This window comes from Paenibacillus zanthoxyli JH29 (assembly GCF_000520715.1).
GTDB classification, from domain to species: Bacteria; Bacillota; Bacilli; order Paenibacillales; family Paenibacillaceae; genus Paenibacillus_AQ; species Paenibacillus_AQ zanthoxyli.
On the sequence record NZ_ASSD01000514.1, the window covers coordinates 1 to 19,919 of the forward strand.

Annotated in this window: 26 protein-coding genes, 1 pseudogene and 1 riboswitch; of the genes and pseudogenes, 3 read left to right on the top strand and 24 right to left on the bottom strand. The window is 50.6% G+C overall.

Annotated features, from left to right (window positions below; translation table 11 throughout):
• The coding region (locus L691_RS0119590; RefSeq protein WP_025692063.1) for an N-acetylmuramoyl-L-alanine amidase family protein at window positions 1-611 on the top strand (611 nt) is incomplete at its 5' end.
• Between the two features lie 275 nt (window positions 612-886).
• Window positions 887-1,090: a hypothetical protein gene (locus L691_RS0119595; protein ID WP_025692064.1), complete on the top strand. Its 204-nt coding sequence runs from the start codon at window positions 887-889 to the stop codon at window positions 1,088-1,090.
• Window positions 1,091-1,186: 96 nt separating this feature from the next.
• Here L691_RS0119595 and L691_RS0119600 read toward each other — a convergent pair whose 3' ends face one another.
• The 10 genes from L691_RS0119600 to L691_RS0119645 form a co-directional block, all read right to left on the bottom strand.
• Window positions 1,187-2,221: an NADH:flavin oxidoreductase/NADH oxidase gene (locus L691_RS0119600; protein WP_025692065.1), complete on the bottom strand. Its 1,035-nt coding sequence runs from the start codon at window positions 2,219-2,221 to the stop codon at window positions 1,187-1,189.
• Between the two features lie 276 nt (window positions 2,222-2,497).
• Window positions 2,498-3,085 carry a hypothetical protein gene (locus L691_RS0119610; RefSeq protein ID WP_025692066.1) on the bottom strand — a complete coding sequence of 196 codons (588 nt, stop codon included), beginning with the start codon at window positions 3,083-3,085 and terminating at the stop codon, window positions 2,498-2,500.
• Window positions 3,086-3,216: 131 nt separating this feature from the next.
• Window positions 3,217-3,564: a hypothetical protein gene (locus L691_RS0119615; RefSeq protein WP_025692067.1), complete on the bottom strand. Its 348-nt coding sequence runs from the start codon at window positions 3,562-3,564 to the stop codon at window positions 3,217-3,219.
• A 68-nt stretch (window positions 3,565-3,632) separates the two neighbouring features.
• Window positions 3,633-4,130, bottom strand: a complete 498-nt coding sequence (locus L691_RS0119620; protein ID WP_025692068.1) for an NUDIX hydrolase — start codon at window positions 4,128-4,130, stop codon at window positions 3,633-3,635.
• Between the two features lie 11 nt (window positions 4,131-4,141).
• Window positions 4,142-4,540 carry a hypothetical protein gene (locus tag L691_RS0119625; RefSeq protein WP_025692069.1) on the bottom strand — a complete coding sequence of 133 codons (399 nt, stop codon included), beginning with the start codon at window positions 4,538-4,540 and terminating at the stop codon, window positions 4,142-4,144.
• On the bottom strand, window positions 4,512-4,892 hold the full coding sequence (locus L691_RS0119630; RefSeq protein ID WP_025692070.1) for a hypothetical protein: 381 nt from the start codon (window positions 4,890-4,892) through the stop codon (window positions 4,512-4,514). Before L691_RS0119630 ends, L691_RS0119625 begins: the two co-directional genes overlap by 29 nt.
• Before the next feature lie 333 nt (window positions 4,893-5,225).
• Window positions 5,226-5,918, bottom strand: a complete 693-nt coding sequence (locus L691_RS0119635) for an RHS repeat domain-containing protein (protein WP_025692071.1) — start codon at window positions 5,916-5,918, stop codon at window positions 5,226-5,228.
• A gap of 363 nt (window positions 5,919-6,281) precedes the next feature.
• Window positions 6,282-6,752, bottom strand: coding sequence for a hypothetical protein (locus L691_RS0119640; protein WP_025692072.1), 471 nt, complete (start codon window positions 6,750-6,752; stop codon window positions 6,282-6,284).
• Window positions 6,753-6,764: 12 nt separating this feature from the next.
• Window positions 6,765-6,950, bottom strand: coding sequence for a colicin E5-related ribonuclease (locus L691_RS34350; RefSeq protein WP_156934293.1), 186 nt, complete (start codon window positions 6,948-6,950; stop codon window positions 6,765-6,767).
• Complete coding sequence (locus tag L691_RS0119645; protein ID WP_156934294.1) at window positions 6,910-7,410, bottom strand: hypothetical protein; 501 nt, start codon at window positions 7,408-7,410, stop codon at window positions 6,910-6,912. Before L691_RS0119645 ends, L691_RS34350 begins: the two co-directional genes overlap by 41 nt.
• 45 nt (window positions 7,411-7,455) lie before the next feature.
• Window positions 7,456-7,549, bottom strand: a riboswitch (cyclic di-GMP riboswitch).
• Window positions 7,550-7,868: 319 nt separating this feature from the next.
• Between L691_RS0119645 and L691_RS29500 the strand changes: the two are divergent.
• Window positions 7,869-8,794 (top strand): annotated as a pseudogene (locus tag L691_RS29500) (aldo/keto reductase).
• Between the two features lie 58 nt (window positions 8,795-8,852).
• On the opposite strand, the gene L691_RS0119655 reads toward L691_RS29500, so the two are convergent.
• The 14 genes from L691_RS0119655 to L691_RS0119710 form a co-directional block, all read right to left on the bottom strand.
• Window positions 8,853-9,251, bottom strand: a complete 399-nt coding sequence (locus L691_RS0119655) for a MerR family transcriptional regulator (RefSeq protein ID WP_232229224.1) — start codon at window positions 9,249-9,251, stop codon at window positions 8,853-8,855.
• 235 nt (window positions 9,252-9,486) lie between these two features.
• Window positions 9,487-9,690: a hypothetical protein gene (locus L691_RS33680; RefSeq protein WP_232229225.1), complete on the bottom strand. Its 204-nt coding sequence runs from the start codon at window positions 9,688-9,690 to the stop codon at window positions 9,487-9,489.
• A gap of 18 nt (window positions 9,691-9,708) precedes the next feature.
• Complete coding sequence (locus L691_RS33685) at window positions 9,709-10,119, bottom strand: MFS transporter (RefSeq protein WP_408634770.1); 411 nt, start codon at window positions 10,117-10,119, stop codon at window positions 9,709-9,711.
• Between the two features lie 152 nt (window positions 10,120-10,271).
• Complete coding sequence (locus L691_RS33690; RefSeq protein ID WP_232229227.1) at window positions 10,272-10,910, bottom strand: MFS transporter; 639 nt, start codon at window positions 10,908-10,910, stop codon at window positions 10,272-10,274.
• 197 nt (window positions 10,911-11,107) lie between these two features.
• A complete protein-coding gene (locus tag L691_RS0119665; RefSeq protein ID WP_025692075.1) occupies window positions 11,108-11,692 on the bottom strand; it encodes a TetR/AcrR family transcriptional regulator in 585 nt (194 codons plus the stop codon).
• A 61-nt stretch (window positions 11,693-11,753) separates the two neighbouring features.
• The gene (locus tag L691_RS0119670; protein ID WP_025692076.1) at window positions 11,754-12,218 is read right to left on the bottom strand and encodes a nuclear transport factor 2 family protein; all 465 of its coding nucleotides are present in this window, start codon (window positions 12,216-12,218) and stop codon (window positions 11,754-11,756) included.
• Window positions 12,219-12,408: 190 nt separating this feature from the next.
• Window positions 12,409-12,828: an arsenate reductase (thioredoxin) gene (gene arsC / locus L691_RS0119675; protein WP_025692077.1), complete on the bottom strand. Its 420-nt coding sequence runs from the start codon at window positions 12,826-12,828 to the stop codon at window positions 12,409-12,411.
• Between the two features lie 21 nt (window positions 12,829-12,849).
• Window positions 12,850-14,145 carry an arsenic transporter gene (locus tag L691_RS0119680; protein WP_025692078.1) on the bottom strand — a complete coding sequence of 432 codons (1,296 nt, stop codon included), beginning with the start codon at window positions 14,143-14,145 and terminating at the stop codon, window positions 12,850-12,852.
• A 15-nt stretch (window positions 14,146-14,160) separates the two neighbouring features.
• Window positions 14,161-14,502 carry an ArsR/SmtB family transcription factor gene (locus tag L691_RS0119685; protein WP_025692079.1) on the bottom strand — a complete coding sequence of 114 codons (342 nt, stop codon included), beginning with the start codon at window positions 14,500-14,502 and terminating at the stop codon, window positions 14,161-14,163.
• Between the two features lie 129 nt (window positions 14,503-14,631).
• Window positions 14,632-15,531, bottom strand: a complete 900-nt coding sequence (locus L691_RS0119690; protein WP_025692080.1) for a dihydrodipicolinate synthase family protein — start codon at window positions 15,529-15,531, stop codon at window positions 14,632-14,634.
• An 18-nt stretch (window positions 15,532-15,549) separates the two neighbouring features.
• Window positions 15,550-16,752, bottom strand: a complete 1,203-nt coding sequence (locus tag L691_RS0119695; protein ID WP_025692081.1) for a pyridoxal phosphate-dependent aminotransferase — start codon at window positions 16,750-16,752, stop codon at window positions 15,550-15,552.
• A gap of 19 nt (window positions 16,753-16,771) precedes the next feature.
• Window positions 16,772-17,953, bottom strand: a complete 1,182-nt coding sequence (locus L691_RS0119700) for a M20 family metallopeptidase (protein WP_025692082.1) — start codon at window positions 17,951-17,953, stop codon at window positions 16,772-16,774.
• A complete protein-coding gene (locus L691_RS0119705; RefSeq protein WP_025692083.1) occupies window positions 17,950-18,735 on the bottom strand; it encodes an SDR family oxidoreductase in 786 nt (261 codons plus the stop codon). The genes L691_RS0119700 and L691_RS0119705 overlap by 4 nt, the downstream gene beginning before the upstream one ends.
• Window positions 18,732-19,907 (bottom strand): M24 family metallopeptidase, encoded by a 1,176-nt coding sequence (locus L691_RS0119710; RefSeq protein WP_025692084.1) that lies wholly within the window; start codon window positions 19,905-19,907, stop codon window positions 18,732-18,734. Before L691_RS0119710 ends, L691_RS0119705 begins: the two co-directional genes overlap by 4 nt.
• Window positions 19,908-19,919: the final 12 nt, after the last annotated feature.

Below are 19,919 nucleotides of genomic sequence, written 5' to 3' on the forward strand. Positions count from 1 at the left end.
CCGCCTCCGCTGCCGGCATAAACCGGACAAGCAGCAGCACCGCCGCCAGCAGACACGCATCAGCAAGTCTTCGCGGCAAGCGGATTGTCGTCGATCCCGGCCATGGCGGAGACGATCCCGGGATGATCGGCACAACCTACGGCACGATGGAAAAAGACCTGAATCTGCAGACGGCGCTGTACCTGCGCGATGATTTGGAAGCCGCAGGCGCACGGGTGACCATGACGCGGACACGGGACGATGAGCGGCCTTCGCTGTCTGCCCGGTCAGGGCTCGCCCAGTCGGTTTCTGCGGACGCTTTTATCAGCATTCATTTCAATTCCTCACCGAAAAAAATATCGGGGACGCTGACATTTTTTTATTCGGAGTCCGATGACCTGAAGCTGGCCCGCGCCATTGAGAACCGGCTTGGCGAGGGCATCGCCCTTAAAAGCAACGGGGTTTCCTTCGGCGATTACCATATTCTGAGAACCAATACAACGCCGGCGGCCTTGGTCGAACTAGGGTTTCTGACCAACCCAGACGACGAGTCCATCGTCCGCAGAGCTTCGTACCAGAGGAAAGCAGCTCAGGCAATCGCGGACGGCATCGCCGATTATTTATCACGATAGGCTTTCTTAGCCGCAGGAAAGTGAATCATGTCCCAGCGCCGGGCTGCACCCGGTATTTGAGACACCGCACTCATCAGTCTGAACACGCCTGAACGTTTCTGTCAGGAAGCGTTCAGGCTTTTTTTATCCATCCATAGAAAGTAATCGAAAAATCTATTGACTAAATTTATAAGATCGATTAAAGTTGCTTTATCACCTAAAAGCACAAAAGCATAAAAGCTTAAAAGCGACAAAGAAAATGGTTTTATCAAATCCGGGAAAGGGAGGTTTCAGTTATGATGATCGTTGCATCCAGCCAGCAGGAAGAACTTCAGGCCATTATTAATATTCTTGAAAGTGAGGGTCTGAAGGTCTATACGCAGCGTGAAACCCACCGGACGCTTATCGGCATGGTCGGCAGCATCAAGCCCCGTCTGGCTGATCTGCTGCATCAGATGAAGGGCGTAGAGAACGTCATCGCCAACAGCTTCGTCAACTAGACCCATACATTACACAAAATAACCCCGTTCCAAGACGCTCGTCTTGAAACGGGGTTTTCGGTTTCTTACCGGCTTAACGGAACGGCGTAGCCGATCTTATCTAGACAAGGCAAAGCCGCGCTCATATTGTTTTGGAATTACCGTCTCTTTATGCAGCTCGACAGCTGCCGTTAGCGCCCAATAAGGGTTCTTCAGCATGCCGCGTCCCACGGCAACCAGATCGGCTTCCTCGTTGCCGATAACAGCATTGGCAAGCGCAGAATCATCCAGACGGCCAACCGCGATGACCGGAACGTTCAGCCCCTCTTTGATGGCTCTCGCAAGCGGAACCTGGTATGCGGCATGCGTACCCGGGCGTCCGTCCGCAGCGATCGGGCCTTCGCCTCCGGCGCTGATATGGAACATGTCTACGCCGGCTTCCTTAAATACCTTGCTGAATTTCAAGCTATCCTCGATGCCATAACCGCCTTCAACGTACTCCTGAGCGGAAATACGCAGAATAAGCGGCATGTCTTCCGGCATTTCGCCCTTAACCGCAGCGATCACTTCACAGCCGAACTTCGTCAGATCCTTCCCATACTCGTCACTTCTCCGGTTGGTAAGCGGCGAGGTGAACTGGTGGATCAAATACCCGTGAGCGCCATGCAGCTCAATGGTGTCAAATCCCGCCTGAATCGCCCGGCGCGCCGCCAGCCGGAACTTCTCCACCATCTCTTTCACTTCATCGGTCGACAGCTCGCGCGGCGTCTTTGACTGCTCGTTGAACGGAACCGGCGATGAGGAGACAGGAATCGGCGCATCTTGGGCTTTACGGCCGGCGTGCGCGATTTGGATGCCGACCTTCGCGCCATAACGGTGGCTGTCCTCCACAATGCGGGCCAGTGCCGGAATTTGTTCGTCAGACCACAGCCCTAGATCATAATCGGTAATCCGGCCGTCCGGCTCGACATCAGTCATTTCGATAATAATTAATCCAGTCCCGCCAACCGCCCGGCTGACATAGTGGGTATGATGCCACTCGCCTGCTATGCCATCTTTTTTCGTTACCGAATACTGGCACATCGGAGGCAGGACAATCCGGTTCTTGAGTTCCAATCCTTTAAGTTTGTACGGAGAAAATAAATCGGTCAATGGAATCCCTCCTTATTATGTAAAATGCATGCTCATGCATATGGTATCGCAAGAAGACAGTGAAAGTCAACTTGCCTTCCGGCAGGATATTTTCGTTCAACCTCTCCTGAACTTCAAAAATATCCATCTTTTTATTCTTCCATTCCTGGAACATCTTCTGGCAGTTCCGAAAGCTTAAACCCAAACAAAAAGAAACGGCTGCCCGCTCCTTAGAAGGGTGGCATCCGTTTCTCTTTGCCCGCTAATGGCGCGCCGATAGTCTGCACCTTTTTTGTGCTAGAATGCGCTTTTGCCGGGTTTATAATACTTCTGCTTATACTCGTCAAACGTAATGTTCTCCGTCTTGCCTTCAGCGTACGATTCATGAACGAACTTCCAATAGGATACGAGATCCGCATGTCTGCCCTGGTAGTCCGCCGGAATTTTGTATAAAGATTCGAGTGACTTCTTATCGTCCCCGTCCTGCCCGTAAATATTGTACATGGCAAAGTTATACATGGCGGTCAGGTCCTCGCTTGGATTGGGGACTTTCTCAAATTCCGCCGCAATGGAGCTGTAATCTTCACTTTCGAGCTCTTTATCCAGTTTCGCCCAAAACTCCTCACTCTCCCCAGCCGCTGATGGAGCTTTCGTCGGGACCGCCGACGGGACTGCCGTAGGAGCTGCCGTTCCGACTGCCGTCGGTGCTGCCGATGGGATAGCCGTTGGAGCCACCGATGGGATTGCTGCCGGAGCTGCCGATTCGATTGTATTTGGAGCCGCCGTCCCGTTTGGACCCTGCTTCGACGCTGAAGTGGTACCGTTGCCGCATCCGGACGAAATGAGAAGGATAAGGAAAATCGAAACGTATTTCAGTAGTTTCATACCCATAACCCCTAGCTTCTTCTAGTACTTTATCATCACTGACAGGAAAACAAAAACCAGCCATGCACTCTGCCTGCGCATTGACCGGTTGTTTGTCATGAACCTTTGTTCCATTATATCTTTATATCTTTTTAAAAAGCCAGCTCTACCGAACCGTCCTCGTAAATATCGACCCGCTGGGCGCACAGCAGCATGCCCAAACCGTTCGCAAAGCCCTTCTCCTTAATATCTCTTTCTCTGCGTTCCCATCTCTCGCGGTCATGAATAATGTCGTACAGGTAGTAGAATTCTGTTTCATTTGCCGCTTTCGTCTTCTCTACAAAGATGAAGTCATCTCCGAACAGCTCTTTGAACCAGCCGGCTGCCTCCTCATGTGCCGAAAACTTAGGGAGATCCGCCTGAAATTGTTTTGTCAGAAAATTCTGCTGCAGTCTGCCCTTTTTCTCATAATAGCTTTCAAGCGTCTGTTGATTAATCATCAAGATGCCTCCTTATATAACTTTACTATTGAGGTTTCCATCAAAAACCATCAATTTTTATGAAAATTTTATCGTATTTCTGAAAATGATGATGTGACATTGCGCATGCAGGGCGGCAGCTGCGGATGAAATACAGCCATCGGATACGCTATGCCGGCAATGAGGTTGTTTGTAATTTGTGCGATAACTCCGGCCTCACGTATTTCTTTCGGGTCCCAGTCCAATAATTCAGGTACGCTCACCCATCGGCTGTCTACAATGATGTTCTCTTCTAGTTGAAGAGCGCCTCCGACAATTTCCCCGGAAAAATGAAACAAAATAACCTGATCGCCCATGCTGCTGACAAAATTATAGACGCCCGTCGCCGCTGTAAGCCTGACCTCATATCCGGTTTCCTCTTGGACCTCACGGCGCGCGGCCTCCGGTATATCTTCTCCCGGTTCGATCCGGCCGGATGGGAAATTCCACGTATCCCGGACGGATGGTTTATTCTCCTTGATCATCAGCACCTTACCGTCCCGCAGGATGGATACGCCAACGACCAGAACTGTTTTGGATGGTGTCATTTTGATTCCTTTCAAAATAGATATTCTTTATCTAAAACTTCTGGATTTCCAAGTATTACCCAATAATTCACCTTATCGTATCCTATGACTTCGGCTTTGATTATTAAATCCTTATGCATATTGCGTTTCTGTGAGTTTGCAGCACATTCTTCAAAATTGGCTACACCTAAAGCCTCATAACCGGGAATACTCACTATAACACCCTGCGGATAAAAAACTTCTATATATCCATCTATTTTTGTTCCAAGAGGAAGAACCTCTTTGAGTTTTATCCATTCAGGCAACTGATTATTATTAACGATATTCCATACTCGATCAAACTCATTCTTAGAGATTCTCTGAAGGCTAGGATGATCTAAGTACAAAGCTTGATCCATTAGATTAATTATAAACTTTATATTCTTTAGCAATTACCCACCCATTAAGACCATATGAAGCTGAAATCACATAATAGTTATACTTTTCATTTTGTAAATGTTCAAGCAGATCCTCTATTTTTTCATAATACATTGGCCATGCATAATCCTTCTCTTTCTCCAACAGTTCCTTGTTATGTTTAAGAAATAGGCTTACATCTAATGTGCTAATGTCAAGAATAATACTTCCCCGTAGCTGTGTTTCAAACACATGAGCCAGGACATCATTAAACTCGATTTTGGTGATAACTAAATCTCTTTTACCATCTATCGTGTGCAATGTAATTCTAGACTTTTGGAAATCAACTTCATAGGATACAATTTTATTGTCATGTATACTAAGCAATTTCCCTCTAACCTCCAAGCATGAATAATCGATGTTTTATTAGTGGGCGCTTCTCTCTGGAGTACCACTACTCCAATCCCAGGTATGTCTATGTCGGAATGCATGGCTATTATCTCCATTTGAGTGTTCATAATCAATGTCTTCTATTGCTCGCCCGTTTTTGTCGTAATATCTTCTTTGTATCAGTGTGCCGTTCTCATCATAAAGATTCACTGAGGAATTAGGTATAAAGCGGCCTTCAAACTTCTAAACGTTTTGGTTTTCTGTACAGTTGTATGATTCTCATATGGCTTACCTTGAGAGCGCTGAGTAGAAGTATACCTTTCCCCTTAGCTACTTCTGGCACCTGGATTCCCGCCAACTAAGTGACCTCATTCCTAGAGCAAGTAATGCGATATACTTAACCTCTTTTGATTTATAAAACGCACTTATTAACTGTTCTCTCGCCCAATCTGCATTGCCGGCACTATTCTTATAGGGACTTGTTCCCGTTAACAGACCATACAAGTAATTGTACTGGTTTGTGGTCATGAAAGACGCAAAGTTGTAGCGATTCCATATGACATCTTTGGCTGCCTGAAAATATTTATCAAATTTACTGTAATTTTTAGCCCTTACATCATTCAGTAAACCTCTAAGTTCGTGGACCTCATAGGTCTCCCATTCCTTCGTATGCCCACTTGGATCAGTATATAACAACGGATTATTCTCCACATACGTATATAAATTCAACGTCTGCGGATCATCAATCTGCCCTTTATACGTATCCTCACTTACAAACCTGCCGATCTCAGGCTTATAATATCGTGCTCCGGCATACGTATTGCTGCTGGTAAAATCATAACCCAGTCCCGTGTAACCGAACAAGTTATCCGGCCCCGGCCAGTTGAGATCGAACTTCTTCGCGTCTTGTGGCACGCCGAATTCGTCGTAGTGGTAGCGGGAGGATACGCGTCCGTCCTTCTCCACAAGTCCAAGAGTGCTGCCCAGCGCATCCTGAATGTACCACAACGTCTTCGGCTGCACGCCCGGTTAAGCTCCAGGCGTCGGTTCCCAGCCGTTGTTATCATCGTAGCATTATATGTATTCACAAAGTTGCGATTATTTTCAAAAACCTGTGAGAAAACGAAGATAACAAAAAACAGGTCAATCATGGTGGTATCTGACCATAATCGACCTGTTTGATGAAACGGAATAGCATTATTTAGGGGATAAAATTCAAGTATTGTTGTGCGTACAACAGAAATTACAAAATCTTCATACAGGTTTTACATGGGTTATATGTGTTATTGGTTAAATGATGGGTTCATTCGTCACTGGGTAGCCCCCACCAAAAGAAAAAAACCTTGAAAGGCACTGAGCCAAGAGCCAATCAAGGTTGTACTTAATCTAATTTAGTCTGTAAAAAATACCATCATTATTCATTCCATGAGTGCTTAGTTCTTTTCTTGTTTGAGTTAATAAATGTGGTTCTTGTTCATTCATATAGCCCAAATATTTTCTAAGGCTATTAAGAAATGTTTCCAGGTCGCCTAGTTCTACTTCAAAGTATGTGTTATCTAATTTCTCAACTACCTCTAAATCAATCTCTTCAATGCTCTTTTTTCCAGTCTCCTCAAGCAAAAAAGCTTCTCTCGAACCTATGCTCTCGACTATCTTAATCGAAAGAGCATAATCATATAACTCCATTATTCTGTCGTCGAAAAAATAATATGGAGTAATTACCAATTCAGTGATTAGCTCATTTTTAGATAAAATATTTGTCAAAAACGTCAACCGCTCCAAAGAAAAATATGTGTCTCCATTATAATTAAGCATAGTACCTTGCCCAACATTTTTTAGCTGATTTAATACGTCCATATTACTCCTCCATTACTTACCTGGGATATATGGGTCAACAATCGACTTATCTGGAGCCCAGTTCGGATTATTCTTATTACTGATTTGCACTACCTTACCTGTACCATTATCAACTACTACATAGGAACCATCTTTATTAAAATATGCCGTAGCGTCATTACCAGTAGTTCTGTTGAGGATTTGTCTGCCAGACAACATAATTGCCGTCTATGGAAGGTATGCGATGCTGGCCGACATCCGTATTTAGCTTGGACTCGGTTCTTGTCTTGACATTGTAGCTGTAGATATCCCAGTTCAGATTGCCGGCGCCGCCGTTTTGATCTCTTTTGTCTGCCCATACGACGATCGGCTCTCCTTTTCCACCCACGCCGACGACAGGCGTATCGGTTGGTTTGCCATGGCTCGTTACCTCTAGCTTTTGACCGGTATCCGTGTTACCGTAATAGATTTGTCCGGCATAATTTGCGGCATTGGACCGCCAAACCACATGTGTCCCCGATATTCGGACATTGCTTCCCTCAACAGTGAACGAGGACAATTCATCCTTGTAGGTGTAGACCGTCTCAGCGGATACCCGATGTCCCGATGATACTGTCCCTGCCGCCATTAATCCCGTGACCAGTAATCCCGCAACGCATTTTTTCAAAACACTCTTCACAAACACCAATCCCCCCCACTAATGACAACAAAAAAACCAAGCCTCTTGAGCAACCCGGCTGCCAGGTCATGATTGGATCATGACGGAAGGCCCGTGGCTTTGCGTCCCCAACTTTCGAACGGGTTTGCCTTTGTTCAAGCACTTGGTTTCTTTATAACTAGTGCTTTATATGTAGTCAAAAAGTTTTATTTACCCCAAAATTGTACAATAGTCTACAAAATTTTGCCATGCTATTTTTCCCAAATACTACTTTGTTCCCAATAAGAATAATCGCCAAAATACAAGTCTTGACCTAGGGTAAACTCTAGGTATTATGATGATTTTTGTTAGGACATAATCAACCAGCAAGGGAGAGATGAAGCATGAAATACAAACAGCTAGGCGGTACAGGTCTGATGGTGTCGGAATTCTGTCTCGGTACTATGACCTTCGGCGGCACAGATCCGATGAGCTCCGCAATGGGCGCCCTGGATGATCAAGCAGCAGGGCAGCTTGTGAACGAAGCGCTCGAAGCAGGCATTAATTTTTTTGATACCGCTAATGTATATGGCGTAGGTGAGTCGGAAGAGATATTAGGACGTTCGCTTAAAGGCAAGCGGCATGAAGCGGTGATCGCGACCAAGGTAAGATTCCGAATGGGACCGGGTCCGAACCAGGTAGGATTATCGAGAGGTCATATTATCCAGCAAGCGGAAGAAAGCCTCAAGCGTCTTGGAACAGATTACATGACCTTTATCAGATTCATGGCCCCGACCCGCTTACGGACTGGGAAGAGACCTTGCGCGCGCTGGATGATCTCGTTCGCAGCGGCAAAGTAAGGTATATCGGCTGCTCCAACCTGCAGGGCTGGCAGATGATGAAGGCAAACGGCATTTCCCGTCAACTGGGCCTGCATGCTTTCCAAACGGCCCAATCTTATTATTCGCTTGCCGGACGCGACGTTGAGCGGGATATCATCCCCGTGCTTCAGGATCAGAAGATGGGCTTGCTCGTATGGAGTCCTTTGGCCGGCGGATTTCTGTCGGGCAAGTATACGCGGGACAATCAAGGCGGGGCGGATGACCGGCGCAACAAATTCGATTTCCCTCCGGTTAACCGGGAGAAGGGTTATGTCCTGATTGATATTTTGCAGGAAATCGCAAAGGCGCGGGAAACTTCGGTCGCCCGTATCGCGCTGGCCTGGCTGCTGAATCAACCGGCCGTCACGAGCGTGATTGTCGGTGCCAAGCGGCCTGACCAGCTTCGGGACAATCTTGGAGCATCCGGTATTGTTTTGAACGAGGAGGAGCTGTCCCGCCTGGATCAAGCCAGCCGTCTGCAGCCGGAGTATCCTCTATGGAACCCTGCCGTTTATATCGAGGATCGTTACCCGAATCAGAACTAAGCAGCAGAAAAAAAGGGATGAGCCGAAACACTTCGGTTCGTCCCTTTTGCATATATTTTTATTCTGGTTGTCCGGTGCTCTTGATGCCGGCTTTTTCTTTGGAATACCTATCGATCTTGAAGTCAATCATCCCGATATAGGACATCAAGGTGTTGACCTGGTCTTGAACGGTTTTCTTCTGCAGCTCAAGCATTTGTATACGCTCTTCAATAGTTGCGTCGCCCTGTACGGTAAGTTCAACAAATTCCTTGAGCTGTGATATGGACATGCCCGTATCGCGGAGGCAGCATATGAATTTAAGCCACTCGATATGCTCATCTTCATAAATGCGGATGCCGCTTTCGTTTCGTTTGATGAACGGCAGGATGCCCTCTTTTTCATAATATCTTAAGGTGTGGATCGACAAATTGGACTTCTCTGCCACTTGGCCAATCGTATATTGTATGTTGAGGCTCATAGGTTTGACCTCCGCCTTATTTTAGGTGAACCTTGGATTCAGGTACGTTACCTTAATTATAGTCCCTAGAGCAAGATCTAAGTCAAGTGTTGAACAGGGACACGGCGGGCCAGTCGATAGCCATCAATCAGTTTTCCTTTGCCGGCTTGCGCCGAAAAAGGCCTTGAACTCTACTTGCGCAGACATTCATGGCCCTTTGTGATCATTGAAATCATGTTGTCATTTGAGCACCCTTTTACTCATGCGCCGACTTCACTTCCATAACAGCGGCATTTTTTTGCTTAAACGCTATGAACGATACGAGAATACCCAGAAGCGCAATAACCGCGTCAATGACGAATGCCATGCGAATCGCTCCGGTTAAATCCGAGGGCTCCATCGTTTCCAGAGAAGCGTTAGAACCGAGGGTTGCGGAAATAATGGCCATGATAACAGCCAATCCGACCGCTCCGCCAATTTACTGCCCGGTAGAAACGATTGCGGATGCAACACCCTGCTCTTTCATATCAATTCCCGTGCTTGCCGCAATGAACATCGTTGTAAAAATAAAGGCTTGACCAATACCCATGATAACGGTACCTGGAATAATTCCCCATGCCGACCCGCGTTCGGAGAGCTGAGTAAGCAGCATAAAACCAATCGCGCCAAGTCCCATTCCGCTTGCAATTGTACCGGCTGCACCTACGGTTGCCAGCATTTTGTTAATCAACTTCGCCCCTACAAAAGCGCTAATGGTCAGCGGCAGGAAGCTTAATCCGGATTGAATGGCAGAGTAATGCAGCACCTCTTGCGTGTAGAGTGTGAGAAAGTAGTATAACGTTCCGAATGATGCGGAGAACAATGCTGCGGTAATCGCGGCCCCAGTCAAACTCCGTATCCGAAACAGTCTAAAGGGGATCAAAGGATCTTTTGTGCGATTTTCAATGACTACGAACAACAGGAGCAGAATAACACCGATAATGCCAGGAATAATTGCTGTTGGATGAATCCAGCCTACAACCGGGGCTTGAATAAGATAATTTAAATCAAGATCATACCCGCCGTTACGGAAATCGCGCCTGCTGCGTCAAAATGGCGTTTTGACGATGCCGCCTTGCTCTCCAAAAGCGTGATCGGAGCGAGGATAATAACGAAGACGGCTATTGGAACATTGACAAAAAAGGTGGCTTCCCATCCAATAAAGCTTGTTAACACACCGCCAAGCAATAACCCGACGGACATGCCCACCCCACCCATTGCCGCCCAAGTGCCTAATGCACGGTTGCGTTCCGGGCCTTCTTCAAAATTGGACATGATCAGTGACAGTGTAGCCGGTGACAGCAGCGCTCCGCCTAGACCTTGGAGTCCCCTTGCAATAATGAGGAACAGCTGAGAGTCTGCGATACCGCCAAGCAGAGAACCTAAACCGAAGAGCCCCATGGCAATGATGAACATCCGCCGTCTGCCCAGCAAATCGGACAATCTTCCACCGATAAGCAGGAATCCTCCAAAGGCCAGGGAGAACGCGCTGATAACCCATTGAAGCTGGTTCGCACCAAAGCCCAAGTCTGCTGCAAGGGAAGGCAGTGCCACGAAGATAATCGTGTAATCCAGCGCCAAAATTAATTGGGATAAAGCAAGGATCGTCAATGCCAATCCTTTGTGTCTAGTCGAATTCATAATAATCCGCTCCTTTTCTTTATCAGACTTTTCAGTCTAAAATATAGATAAAAAATTTCTTCCTATTTTAATGGAGGGGGAATAGGGGCAACAAATTGACTCTACCCCCGAATTCCACTCGCATAAGAGCCTATCACATTTCAGACCATTCGATCTAAAAATCCGAAAATATACTGAAGCGTCTTTTTTACGCTCCATTAATTGTCCAGCTTAGAAAGAGTAACGGCAGCAATATCTTCCAAAACTTTAGGGTCCGTGGTTAATTTAGCCACTTGGGTCAGCGAATATCTTTCATGGTACAAATACCGTGCAAGAGCAAGCAAATCACGGTCTCCACTCAGTTCACCTTGATTTCGTGCGCGAACCAGCGCTTCATAAAAGGCTTGAATCAAACGCGTCATATCCCGTTCAAAAAACGCTGCGATTTCCGGATCATGAGGAACCTGATCAATGGCGCTGTGCATAATGAAGCATTCCTTACGGCGCAGATCATCCTTCAGAACATTCACAATTTCATGAAAAATATCGGCAATCGCTTTCTTAACTGAGTCTGAACGCTCTAAATACGAAATGACCGCATCCGATTTCTCATTTACATAATGTTTGACGGCCCTGATGAAGAGATCCCGCTTGGTGCCGTAGGTATCGTACAGGCTTTGTCGCGCTATGCCTAGCCCATCAAGTAGATTTTGCAGCGAAGTGCCTTCGTAACCGTAATGCCCAAATACCTCCATAGCCTTGTGCAGAACAAGCGTTGTATCGAATTCTTTACTTCTTGCCATTTTTGACGAGTACACCTCCCTGTGACATTTATATTATCTTTTCCAGATTATTTAGTCAATATTACTTTTGATTCCCGGAGAATTGAACGGCTTCATTCATGCTGCCAGTCGATTCGATCGCTACTAGCGGATTCCAGAAATCCCGATAGCGCGTAATGAGGCCGTCCTTAGTTTCAACCACACTGATGTATGTCTGATTGTAAGGGTTCCCCGTCTCTCTATGCTTCCCAGTGGATTTGAATTCTGCAATGACAAGCTCGGGATCGACAGCCGGATGGAACTCCAGATCTGTAAATTGCACATCGAAGTGTTTCGGGAAGTTCAGCATATATTCGTACATGTCGGCTTTCCCTTGCTTGTATTCAGGAAATCCTGCCGGTCCGTAAGGGAATTCCAGGATTCCATCTTCATGCCAAAGACCGATCCACGCTTCAATATCTCCACCCGACAAATATTTCAAGTGATTCCGAAATGTCTCTTGTGCCCGCTCGCGAATAGCTCCTGCTGTAAGTTTGTTGTTGTTCATTTTATTTTCCTCCTTTTAATTTAGACTATTTAGTCTGTAATATTCAAAAAAATAACATCTTCCATTAAGTATTAAAGTTTCCCTCCTGCGGTTATTGTTGACCACCTCCTTGTTGATTCCATCTTACCCTTTCCAGATCATTTAGTCAAGAATTATTTTTTTAAAAAAGCCGGGGATTCCCCCGACTGAATTATTCGCCGGTTTCGGCGAATTGTTTAATGCGTGCTCCGACCTGATCGCGGACCCGCTGGAACACTGCCCATTTCTCTTCTTCCGTTCCTTGTGCCTTGGCCGGATCATCAAATCCCCAGTGCTCACGCTTCACCTTCGGAGGCGTAACCGGGCATTTGTCCGCAGCATCTCCGCATAACGTAACGACCAGATCGGCGTTATTCAGCAGCTCAGGATCAATAATATCGGAGGTCTGCCCCGAGATATCTATGCCCACTTCACTCATGGCTTGTACGGCCTTGGGGTTTAGACCATGCGCTTCAATACCGGCGCTGTAGATATTCCAGCCATCACTGAGGTATTTTTTTGCCCAGCCTTCCGCCATCTGGCTTCGACAGGAGTTCCCTGTACACAAAAAGTAAATGGTTTTCTTGTCCATCCGAAATTATCTCCTTTAAATTTAAAATAGGGTTAACCTTAAATAGAGACCCAAAAGGGTGATAAACAGGGTAGGAATAGTCAGGATGATGCCTGTTCTAAAGTACGTCCCCCAAGAGATCTTCACACCTTTGGCCGAAAGCACATGCAGCCACAGTAGGGTAGCCAGCGAACCGATCGGCGTAATCTTCGGCCCCAAATCCGAACCGATGACATTTGCGTAAACTAAAGCATCTTTAATCATTCCTGTCGTGTGTGTTGCATTAATGGCAAGCGCATCAATCATGACCGTAGGCATGTTATTCATCACCGATGAAATGATCGCCGCAGTAAAACCCATGCCCATCGTTGCTACGAATAGACCTTGATCGGCAGCACCTTGAATCACATCAGCCAGGACATCCGTAAGACCGGCATTTCGCAGCCCGTACACCACAACATACATCCCGATGGAAAAGAACACGATCGCCCAAGGCGCCCCTTTGACCACTTCCATTGTAGGTACGTAAGGACTTCTTCTTGCCATAAGCAGGAAAAAAATTGCAATCATCCCGGCGATCACGGAAACGGGAATGTTCAGGAACTCACTAACAAAGTACCCGGCCAGCAGAACCGCAAGGACAATCCAGGACAGCTTGAACATCTTCTTGTCCTTAATGGCGTCTTCGGGATTTTTTAGCTGGGAGCCGTCAAACTGTCCCGGGATGCTTTGGCGGAAAAAGAGGTACAGAACCAAGATGCTGGCCGCCAATGAAAACAGGGTAGGCATAATCATATGCCCTGCGTATTCCATAAAGGTAACTCCGAAGAAATCAGCAGATACTATATTGACCAGATTGCTGACGACAAGGGGCAGCGAGGTTGTATCGGCAATAAATCCGCTGGCGATGATGAACGGAAACACCTTTTTCTCGTCAAAATGGAGCGCACGCACCATAGCCAGGACAATCGGAGTCAGGATAAGCGCCGCACCGTCATTGGCAAAAAAGGCAGCCACCACCGCGCCAAGAATAGTGACATAGATGAACATCCGGATTCCGTTCCCGCGCGCGGATCTAGCCATATGTAGGGCAGCCCATTCGAAAAAGCCGATTTTGTCGAGAATTAAGGAAATGAGAATAATCGCAATAAAAGCTAACGTGGCATTCCACACAATCAGGGTAACGTCCAGCACATCATCAAAACTCACCACGCCTGCAACCAGCGCCAACAATGCCCCTCCGCAGGCCGACCATCCAATCGATAAATTTCGGGGCTGCCAAATGACAAAGATTAAAGTAACAACAAAAATGAAACCCGCTAACAGTACCGACCCCAATCCGCCGACCTCCATTTATTCACATGAAATCACGCCTTTCTTACTTAGCTCTTCCAGTGCATGATCTTGTGAAGGAACGAAGGCAATCAATTTTTGAATGAGCTCATACTGAGCACTGCTTGGATTGACCGAATAAAAAATCCACTGGCCTCTCCGGTTCTCCTTAACCAGCCCCGCATCCTTCAGCTTCCGCAAATGCTGGCTGATTGACGGCTGACTCGTCTTAAAAAACTCAACGAGCTCGCATACACAGCGTTCCTGGTTCTCCAGCAGCTTCATGATCGTCAGCCTTGTCTTATCTCCCAACAACTTCAGCGTCTGCGATACTTCATCTAACTCCTTCAGATCAAAGCTCATGTTCTTATCTCCCTCCACCTCATCAGTATATAACTATATACTTATATAAACAATCGCTAATATATCGTCGATTTCAAAAAAACCTCGCGAAAGCTCGAATGGCTTTCGGCGAGGTTCGCTTGCCGGTGCTTATGCTATGATGCCGGTCTGCTGCAGGGTGCGTGCGATATCCGCTCTGGCTTCCTCCCCCAGCGTACGGAAAGGCGCCCGGACCGGTCCCGAAGGCAGGCCGATAATATCCAGCGCGGCCTTGACCATCGCAGGCTGTCCGTACTTGCGGGCCAGATCCCGGATCGGCTGCCAGCGGTAGTAACGCTCAATGGCGCGGGCATTTTCGCCCTGCTGGAATTCGTTGTAGAGCGCGACAAATTCGGAAGTCATGAAGTTAGCGTTCGTGGATGTGCAGCCAGGCAAGCCGGAGGCCAGCCCGCCCAGGATGAGGCCGTCCGAGCCGCACATAACCGAGATGTCTTTACCGGCGTATGCGACGGTCCGGACCAGCGCATGCAAGTCCGTGGCGCCCTGCTTGACTCCCGCGACGTTGTCCAGCTTGGCCAGCTCGGCGATTTCCTCCGGTGACAGATGGACGCCGATGCTCGCGCTGTTGTAGATGAAGATCGGCAATTCCGCAGCTTCGTTCAGCAGCTGGAAGTGATACAGAATATCCTGCGGCCGCACCTCGGATACATACGGAGGCGTTACCATTACGCCGTCGGCTCCGGCCAGCTTGGCTGCATGCGCCAGCTCGCTGGCTTCGTCAGTCCCGCTGGCCGCCGTGCAGCACAGCAGCGGAACCCGGCCGGCTACCGCGTCCGCAGCAGAGGTGAACAGCTGCTTCCGTTCGTCGATCGTCAGGCTCGGATACTCCGCGTAGGTGCCCCCGACAACAACACCGTGAGCGCCCGAGGTGATGTAGTGGTCGATATTCCGGCGCAGCGCGGCCGGGTCGAATGCGAGCGTATCCGTCATCGGAGTGATGGCGAGCACGTAAATGCCTTTAAGCTTATCTTTCAAATCAGTTGTGGACATGTCTTATAACTTCCTCCTTTATTTGCTCCCTAGAAGCGACTCCATGGCCTTGATTCCGCTCTCCATCTCGTCCCGGGAAACGGCATAAGACAGGCGGATATGATACGGGCTGCCGAATCCGGTTCCCGGCATCACTGCGACCCCAGCCTTCGTCAGCAGGATATCCGCCAGATCGTCGGCAGTGGATATGGTTCGTCCCTCCAAGGCTTGTCCTCTCCATGCGGAGGCGTCCACCCATACATAGAAGGCGCCGTCCGGAACGCTGCACTCCAGCCCCTTGATCCGCCGAACCCCTTGGACCAGAATCTCGCGGCGCGCCGCGTACTCATTTCGGATGTCCTCAAGGTCGTCCTGAGGGCCGTCAATCGCGGCCAGCGCCGCCTGCTGGGCAATAGATGACGGGTTGCTCGTTGTATGGGACTGCAGACGAAGCATCGCCCCGGTAACAGCCGCAGGTGCGGCCGAATAACCGATTCTCCAGCCGGTCATCCCGTATGACTTAGACACCGCGTTGATCACGACGGTCCGCTCCCGCATGCCGGGAAACGATGCGATGCTCGTATAGCCTTCCGGCTTAAACACAAACGCGGAATACACCTCGTCGCTGATGACCCAAAGATCCCGCTCCCGGCAGAACTCGGCCAGCTTCGACAGCTCCTCCGCGCTGTATACCGCGCCGGAAGGGTTGTTCGGCTGGTTGAGAATCAGCAGACGGGTAGACTCGTTCACCAAAGGCGCAAGTGTCTCCGGAGTCACTTTATAGCCGGAGGAAGCGCCGGTCTGAACGAAGACCGGCTTGGCTCCGGCGAATTTAACCTGCTCGGGGAACGACACCCAATACGGAACCGGGATCAGCACCTCATCCCCCGGCCGGCACAGCGTGCAAATCGCGTTGAACAGCGCATGCTTGCCTCCTACCGTAACTATAATCTCCCCGGGCTCGTAGCTGAGCCCTATATCCCGGAGAAGCGCTCTGCATATCGCTTCCCGCAGCGGCAGGATGCCGCTCGTATCGGTGTATCCCGTAAAATTATCTTGAATCGCCTGAATCGCGGCCGCTTTGGCCCGGTCGGGCGTTGGAAAGTCCGGCTGCCCGAGGCCCAAGCGGTACACGGTTCGGCCTTCCCGCTGATACTGTGCCACCGTGGACTCCAGCATTGCAGTCGGGGACGGCTGGACGCGCTCCACCCAATCCGCCAACTGAACATGTTGGTTCAACAACGTCCATCACCTCTTCTATTTATCTATACGAGCCAGCGACTTCCACCGCAATGGAAGCGTAGACCCGTGTTGCATTCTCCAGTTCTGATAAGGTCACCCACTCGTCGATTTTATGAGCCACGCTGAAATCGCCCGGCCCGTAGATGACGGACGGAATTCCCCGTTTGACAAAATGGGTCATATCGCAATTGGCCGTAAGGCCCGTAAGCTCCGGCTTACGTCCGTAGACCCGTTCGATCGCGGCGGAAGCCAGCTCGACCATCGGGTGATCGGGACGGGTTTCCGACGCCACTCCGGTCGTCGGAACGAGCCGGTCGATGCCGACCCTGCCGTCCAGTGCGGGCAGACCGGCAATGATCTGCTCAATCTCCCGCAGAGCGGCATCCTCCGCTTCGCCGGGAATAAGCCGGCGGTCGATCAGCGCCTCGCAGCGGTCCGGGATCATCGACTCCTTGATCCCCCCGTTAATAACCGTGACGGACAGGGTCGACTGCCCCGTCAACGGATGAATCCGCTTCGTCAGCTCCTGCTCGGCGAAGTCTTCAAGCGCTACCAGCGTACGCGCCATCAAGGACACGGCATTGACGCCAAGATGAGGCGTTGATGAATGAGCCGAGACCCCTTTGGCGACGAGCACGGGGCGAATGCTGCCCCGGTGCGCGATCGCCAGGCTGCCGTCGGTCGCCTCGCCGATCACCGCCAGATCGCCATGCAGCTCGTCCGGGAGCCTGCGGGCTCCGAGGCTCGCGGCTTCTTCATCCACGACTGCCGCGAGTACGATGTCCCCCGGAAGCTGAATGCCGGATGCGGCAATCGCTTCGATGGCGGCCATCATGGCGGCCAAAGGCCCCTTCGCATCCATAACGCCCCGGCCGTAGACCCGGTCACCCTTGCGGAGCATGGTGAACGGATCGGAGCTCCAGCCCTCGCCGGCCGGAACAACATCCATATGCGTATTCAGAATAATCGTCTTCCCGCCGCCCGTGCCCTTCAGGCGCGCGATCACATTCGGCCGTCCCGGCTCGATCTCCTGAAGCTCGACTTCACAGCCCGCTTCCCGCATAACTTGGGCGACATAAGCCGCCGCTTCTTCCTCCGTACCGCTAGGGTTCACGCTCTGAAAGCGGATCAGATCGGCCAGTATCTCAACCGTTCGCTCGGGGCGGATCACCGGTGCTGCCGTGCGAAGATCCTCGCTCATAGCGATTTCACCATCCCGCCGTCGACCAGCAGCGTCTGGCCCGTTACATAGCTCGCTCCGTCCGAACAGAGGAACGCCACCACACGGGCGAATTCATCCGGCTGCCCGTAACGCCCGAGCGGAATCTGCTTCTCACTCTGCGCCTTGATCGCTTCCGGGGTAACCCCGGCCTTGTCCGCCCGAATCCGGTCCAGGGAACGGACCCGGTCCGTGTCGATCCGGCCCGGAGCCACCGTGTTGACCCGGATACCGTACGGGGCAAGCTCCTCCGCCAGCGTCTTACCGAGTCCGGCCACGCCGGTCCGCATCACGTTGGAGAGCGTCAGCCCGGGGATGGGCTGCTTGACCGAGGACGAAGCCAGATTGACGATGGCGCCGCCCTGCTCCTTCAGATGCGGAAGCGCACCCTGGACAAGACGAACCACGCTTAGCACGTTAAGCTCATAGGCGTACTTCCAGTCTTCCTCTTTGAGCGACTCGAAGTTCCCGGCGGGAGGACCGCCTGCGTTAGTAACCAGAATTTGCAGCCCGCCAAATTCACGGACCGTTTCTTCCACGCAGCGGGACAGGTCCGATGCGGAGCAGACGTCGGCCTGAAGGCCGAGCGCGGGCATTCCCGTTTCGGCGGTAATTTCCGCAGCCACGTCCTTGGCCTCCGCGCCATTTCGGCTGAACAGCGCGACCTTTGCCCCGCCTCGCGCCAGCTCGAACGCCACGGCGCGGCCGAGCCCCTTGCTTGCCGCCGCTACCAGCGCGGTCTTCCCTGCGAATTGTCCGCTCATGCGTTAACCCCCTTCGCCAGGGTCAGCTCGCGCGGCAGCTTAGTCAGCACTTCGCAACCGGTTTCCGTCACCAGGATCGTCTCGCTGAATCCGACGCCGTAGCGGTTCGGAACGCGAAGCGCCGGCGGGATGTGGAACACCATGCCCGGCAGCAGTACGCGCTCATCGTCCCGCTGAAGGCTCATAATATGGCCTTCGCCCCAGTCCGGCGCAAAAGCGACGCCGATCGAGTAGCCGGTCCGTTTGCGGAACTGCTCGTACAATCCTGCACGTTCGATCGTTCCCCGGCAGGCTTCGTCCACCTCTCCGGCGGTAACGCCCGGACGGATGACTTCGAGCGCGGCGTTCAAGGAAGCGATGCACACCTCGGTCACCCGTTTGATTTCGTCGGTTGGCGTACCGGTATAGGCAGCCCGCATCAGCGCCCCGTGGTACCGGTTGCGAGCCCCTGCCACTTCCAGCAGAAGCGTCTCACCGTCGCCAATGACCTTATGCCCCCATGCGGCATGCATGTTGCCCGAACGGTAGCCGGAGGAAATAAACGGCTCCATCCCCAAATACTCGCCCCCGGCCAAAATCATGGCGGAGAACATCGCTGCGGCGGCCTCATCCTCATTCACTCCCGCCCGGATCGCGTCAAGCCCCGCCTGCATCGAGCTGTCGGCCACGGCGCAAGCTTCGCGGATGTATGCAATTTCCGCCGGAGATTTGATGACCCGGAATGCTTCAACCGTCCCTTGGGCATCCATGAGCCGGAAATCGCCAAGCATTTTCTCAAACTTCTGGTAATTACGGACAGGCAGGAACCAGGAGCCCGTCTCCAGGCCGATCGCACCGGGAGCGATGCCGATCTCTCTGACCGTATCGGCAGTCAGGGCGACCGGATCATTCGTATCGTCATAGGTTCTGACCTGACTTTCAGGCAGCCAGCTGTAGGTTTGAACATTGGATAGCTCGCCTCGCCGGAGCACAAGCACCGGGTCGCCGAAAGCCGGCACGACCAGGCATTGGTACATATAATAGCCCGGGCTCTGATAGCCGGTCAGATAAAAAATATTTTCAGGGGTGTGAATCAGCATTCCGCTGAGCCCCTTGAGTCCAAGCTCGCGTTGTACATTTTGAAGGCGGGAATCAAATTCATCCCTGGAAAATACCAATGATGTGGCGCTCAATAGTGTCTACCC

What these genes read in the sequence shown, in the direction of transcription:
- L691_RS0119610 (WP_025692066.1), bottom strand. Translation starts at nt 3,085, where the DNA reads ATGAAACTACTGAAATACGTTTCGATTTTCCTTATCCTTCTCATTTCG.
- L691_RS0119620 (WP_025692068.1), bottom strand. Translation starts at nt 4,130, where the DNA reads ATGACACCATCCAAAACAGTTCTGGTCGTTGGCGTATCCATCCTGCGG.
- L691_RS0119685 (WP_025692079.1), bottom strand. Translation starts at nt 14,502, where the DNA reads ATGAGCTTTGATCTGAAGGAGTTAGATGAAGTATCGCAGACGCTGAAG.
- L691_RS0119595 (WP_025692064.1), top strand. Translation starts at nt 887, where the DNA reads ATGATGATCGTTGCATCCAGCCAGCAGGAAGAACTTCAGGCCATTATT.
- L691_RS0119640 (WP_025692072.1), bottom strand. Translation starts at nt 6,752, where the DNA reads ATGGACGTATTAAATCAGCTAAAAAATGTTGGGCAAGGTACTATGCTT.
- L691_RS0119705 (WP_025692083.1), bottom strand. Translation starts at nt 18,735, where the DNA reads ATGAGCGGACAATTCGCAGGGAAGACCGCGCTGGTAGCGGCGGCAAGC.
- L691_RS34350 (WP_156934293.1), bottom strand. Translation starts at nt 6,950, where the DNA reads ATGTTGTCTGGCAGACAAATCCTCAACAGAACTACTGGTAATGACGCT.
- L691_RS0119615 (WP_025692067.1), bottom strand. Translation starts at nt 3,564, where the DNA reads ATGATTAATCAACAGACGCTTGAAAGCTATTATGAGAAAAAGGGCAGA.
- L691_RS0119670 (WP_025692076.1), bottom strand. Translation starts at nt 12,218, where the DNA reads ATGAACAACAACAAACTTACAGCAGGAGCTATTCGCGAGCGGGCACAA.
- arsC (WP_025692077.1), bottom strand. Translation starts at nt 12,828, where the DNA reads ATGGACAAGAAAACCATTTACTTTTTGTGTACAGGGAACTCCTGTCGA.
- L691_RS0119690 (WP_025692080.1), bottom strand. Translation starts at nt 15,531, where the DNA reads ATGTCCACAACTGATTTGAAAGATAAGCTTAAAGGCATTTACGTGCTC.
- L691_RS33690 (WP_232229227.1), bottom strand. Translation starts at nt 10,910, where the DNA reads ATGAATTCGACTAGACACAAAGGATTGGCATTGACGATCCTTGCTTTA.
- L691_RS0119655 (WP_232229224.1), bottom strand. Translation starts at nt 9,251, where the DNA reads ATGAGCCTCAACATACAATATACGATTGGCCAAGTGGCAGAGAAGTCC.
- L691_RS0119700 (WP_025692082.1), bottom strand. Translation starts at nt 17,953, where the DNA reads ATGAGCGAGGATCTTCGCACGGCAGCACCGGTGATCCGCCCCGAGCGA.
- L691_RS0119665 (WP_025692075.1), bottom strand. Translation starts at nt 11,692, where the DNA reads ATGGCAAGAAGTAAAGAATTCGATACAACGCTTGTTCTGCACAAGGCT.